Origin of the sequence: Methanococcoides sp. (assembly GCF_030594565.1) — an archaeon.
Taxonomy (GTDB): domain Archaea; phylum Halobacteriota; class Methanosarcinia; order Methanosarcinales; family Methanosarcinaceae; genus Methanococcoides; species Methanococcoides seepicolus.
Genome location: NZ_JAUVEY010000173.1, coordinates 1 through 3,649 on the forward strand (window position 1 = coordinate 1; position 3,649 = coordinate 3,649).

General features: G+C 38.1%; 4 protein-coding genes. 2 read left to right on the forward strand and 2 right to left on the reverse strand.

Translation table 11 applies throughout. From position 1 onward, the window contains the following. Positions 1 to 242 precede the first annotated feature (242 nt). Both QAS77_RS10975 and QAS77_RS10980 read left to right on the forward strand, forming a co-directional pair. Complete coding sequence (locus QAS77_RS10975) at positions 243 to 527, forward strand: hypothetical protein (protein WP_250868624.1); 285 nt, start codon at positions 243 to 245, stop codon at positions 525 to 527. A 782-nt stretch (positions 528 to 1,309) separates the two neighbouring features. Further along, the gene (locus QAS77_RS10980; RefSeq protein WP_250868626.1) at positions 1,310 to 1,597 is read left to right on the forward strand and encodes a putative quinol monooxygenase; all 288 of its coding nucleotides are present in this window, start codon (positions 1,310 to 1,312) and stop codon (positions 1,595 to 1,597) included. Between the two features lie 180 nt (positions 1,598 to 1,777). Here the strand turns inward: QAS77_RS10980 and QAS77_RS10985 are convergent, their stop codons facing one another. Then, entirely contained in the window at positions 1,778 to 2,395 is a 618-nt protein-coding gene (locus QAS77_RS10985; RefSeq protein WP_250868627.1) for a hypothetical protein, read from the reverse strand. Positions 2,396 to 2,482: 87 nt separating this feature from the next. Further along, on the reverse strand, positions 2,483 to 3,649 hold a 1,167-nt coding region (locus QAS77_RS10990; protein ID WP_305065562.1), incomplete at its 5' end, for a 2-oxoacid:acceptor oxidoreductase family protein.

Sequence of the window (3,649 nt, forward strand, 5' to 3'; positions counted from 1 at the left end):
CCCAATATTTTCATGGTAAATTAACATTTGAAACGATAATTGGATACGAATAATTTACCACTTAGCGATCCATCCTTCACATATACATTCAAAGCAAATAACTTTCGGATCTAGCGTTCTGCTTCACATAATGAAAAGCATCCTTAGATAATCCCATTCAATATATTACATGAATAATAAATTTAGTCTAATTGAAAAATAATAAATACAGGTAAACCGGATGAATAATGGGAGTATAATTAATGGCATATTTACTTGTAAAACATACAGTAGAAGATTATTCTAAATGGAAACTAGGATTTGATGACCACGAAGCCACACGAAAGGAGTACGGTTCCAAAGGGGGAATGCTTTTCCGCACATCAGAAGACCCTAATAGCCTCGTGATCCTTCTCGAGTGGGATAATATTGAGAACGCACGCAAGTTCACCGAATCCGATGAACTGAAAAAGAAAATGGAAGATTTAGGTGTTATTACCAAACCGGATATATTCTACCTGGACAAGATAGAAGACGTATCATTCTGACCAGAAAATAAATAATATTTGACCGAGATTCGCTCTCGGTTTCCTTTTTTGCACTTTTCCATGGAAATATAGCAAAAAACGATATCATATAAATAAAATCTCATATTCTTATTTACAATGAAATGTGTAGAGTTGAGTTCAATGGAACCGATCTTTGAGTCGGCTAATTCGGAGGGATTACTCCGTCTTTCTCGCCTAAGAACTGTACGTGAAAGTTTTCCTTATAAAGCTCAAGCATCCATTAACCTTTTCAGACAACAGTTATTATTTTTTTGGATTTTGGATAATTAGCATGATATTGCCTATGGCAGTGTACATGTACATAGACTAAATTTGAGATTTTGTTATCTTTATGATTTCCATTTATGTGATGTAGATGTCTTTCTTCTGCATCAGCACTAATGTCCATCGGTTGATTACAAAACGGACATTTGCCTTTTTGATTCTCCCATATTATTTTAAACTTTTCTGATGGCATTTTAGCACCTTGATCGAATTTGCGTTAAACAAAGTATTTTTTGTCAGTATAAGGGTTTTTTGTTGTTGAAAACACCCATTTTCTTGTTCCTTTGGTATGCCAGCATTAATTGACAATCCAATGTTTAGATGTAGAGGGTGTCCCTCTTAGCCCATTTCTAAAGTATGTCCCATATTCTGTTATCCAGAATATTAAATATTTCTTTGGAGACTTATGCTCAAAATGTTCCACATACTACATTATACGACATTAAATACTTCAAATTGCAATGTTATAATGAACAAATGATCAGGAGGAAGAGACAATGATAATGATAGTAGCGAAAAACAAGGTAAGAAAAGATAAAAAACAAGATTTTTTAAAAATTACCGAAGAACTCATACAGAAAAGCCAAAATGAAAAAGGTTGCATTTCTTATGATCTATATGAAGATCTAGCTGATCCGTACACTCTGACGTTTATTGAATCCTGGGAAGATATGGAGGCAATCGACCTTCATAATAAAGCGGACCACTTTATGAAGATCGTTCCTAAATTGGCAGATTTAACCGAAGGGGAAATAGAAGTGAGATCATATAGGCCGGCGAAGTAATTTAATGTGTTTCAAAATACTTTAGGCAGGTACACATTTATTTTGTATGAAAATAGAAATAACCGAACTTCTCGAATAATTTGCTTATTTTGCGAGAAAAGGTGAAATAATGGGACTTGTCTCAAATCATCAAAACTCATTTTGTATAAGTTAAGGCGTTTTTGGGATAGCCTCGATCAATCAATATAATCTCTTTTTTACATCTAAAACAATTATTTCATAATCATTTGCATTAATTACATGTTGATCTTTCAATTCATCTTTAATTTGCATTCGTAAAATTTCAGAATCATCATTTGTTTCATTCACAACCAAACCTATCAACTTATTACAATATGGTGCATAGTTTGCGATCTGATTGTATAATTCTTTATTAACCCGATTTCCACCTCGGTGGACTTTCATTTCAATGCCTATATTTCCATTAATTGCAAAATCAACCCTATGTTTACCTTTTACAGATTCGTACTTAATGTCATATCCATATCTTTCAGTCAGGACTGATAATTTACCTTCCAGATCTTGTTGATAATCTTTTTCGATCTTGTTTTTACCAAAGCGGAGTGAAACTTCATTTTGAAGAAAATCAACTATGTTATCAAAAGCAGTATCTACTTTTGACACTACAACCCTGCTCTTCCATTTAAGATACACGAAGGTCACAAGTCCTGCAAATATACCTGCCGGAAAGCCGACAAAGAATGAGAAGAAAATCCTGTCCTGAAGGATAGATGTAACAGCGACCCCCACTATTGCAAACACTATAAAAGAAACAAATAGGTTTGTTATTGTTTTCATGAAAATAAAAAATTAGGTAGTATCCGGCAAAACGCCGGACACATTGTTTTGTTCTATATTTAGAACTTATCAGGTTCTATTTTGATATTACTTGACATTCTCTCTTGCCCACTTTGCAGCGGCATCGAGAATTGTCAGGTTCATCGGAATAAGCTTTGGTTTGCTTGCAAAGGTATCCTCGATAGCTTCCCTGAAGACCTTTTCAGGAAGACCTGTATCTCCCAGTTCCATCATCACACCAAGCATAACGGTGTTGGCAGCTTTAACAGAACCTGCATCCTTTGCTATCTGCATGGCAGGAACTGCAATAGACCTTACATTTTTAGGAACTTCGACACCACTGATAGTTGCATCATAGAGGATGACACCGCCCTCTTTCACATCGCCTGCGAACTTCTCAAGTGATGGCTGATTAAGAGCTATGAGCACATCTGATTCATACACAACAGGTGAGCCGATGGATTCTCCTGAAATGACAACGGAACAATTGGAAGTTCCACCCCTCTGCTCAGGTCCGTATGACGGATACCAGGAAGTATAGCGCTGATCACGGCAACCTGCACGTGCAAGGGTAAGTCCCATGCTCAGAACACCCTGACCACCGAATCCGGCTATCTTAACTAAAGCTATCTTGAAATCCTTGTCCGGTACTGCCTCGGGTGAAGCATTGTCCTCAAGGCTGTAAAGTTTATCAATGGCAGACTTGGAGAAATCGCTTTCATCCCTCCACAATGGCTCGGCCTCATCAAACCTGTCCCTGAAGTTCTGGAGTGGGAATTCCTTCTCCATCATGTCGTTCACGAAATCGGTGCTCTGCTGTGCATTCTGCTTGAGGTTTGTAGGACATGTGGAAAGCACTTCAACAAATGCATATCCCTTACCGTCCCTCTGCACCTCAAGAGCCTTTCTAATAGCTTTTCTTGCCTTTCTGATATGTGATATATCGGAAATGGATACACGTTCGATGAATACGGGTGCTTTCAGGTTATCAAGGATCTCACACATGTGAAGCGGATAGCCGGCAAACCTTGGATCCCTTCCATCCGGACACGTGACGGTCTTCTCACCGATAAGTGTGGTTGGTGCCATCTGACCGCCGGTCATGCCGTAAACAGTATTGTTCACAAAGAAGACTGCCATCTTCTCACCACGGTTCGCAGCCTGCATGGTTTCATTAAGACCAATTGAAGCAAGGTCACCATCGCCCTGATATGAGATGACCACGGCGTTGTCCTGTGCCCTTGAAATACCGGT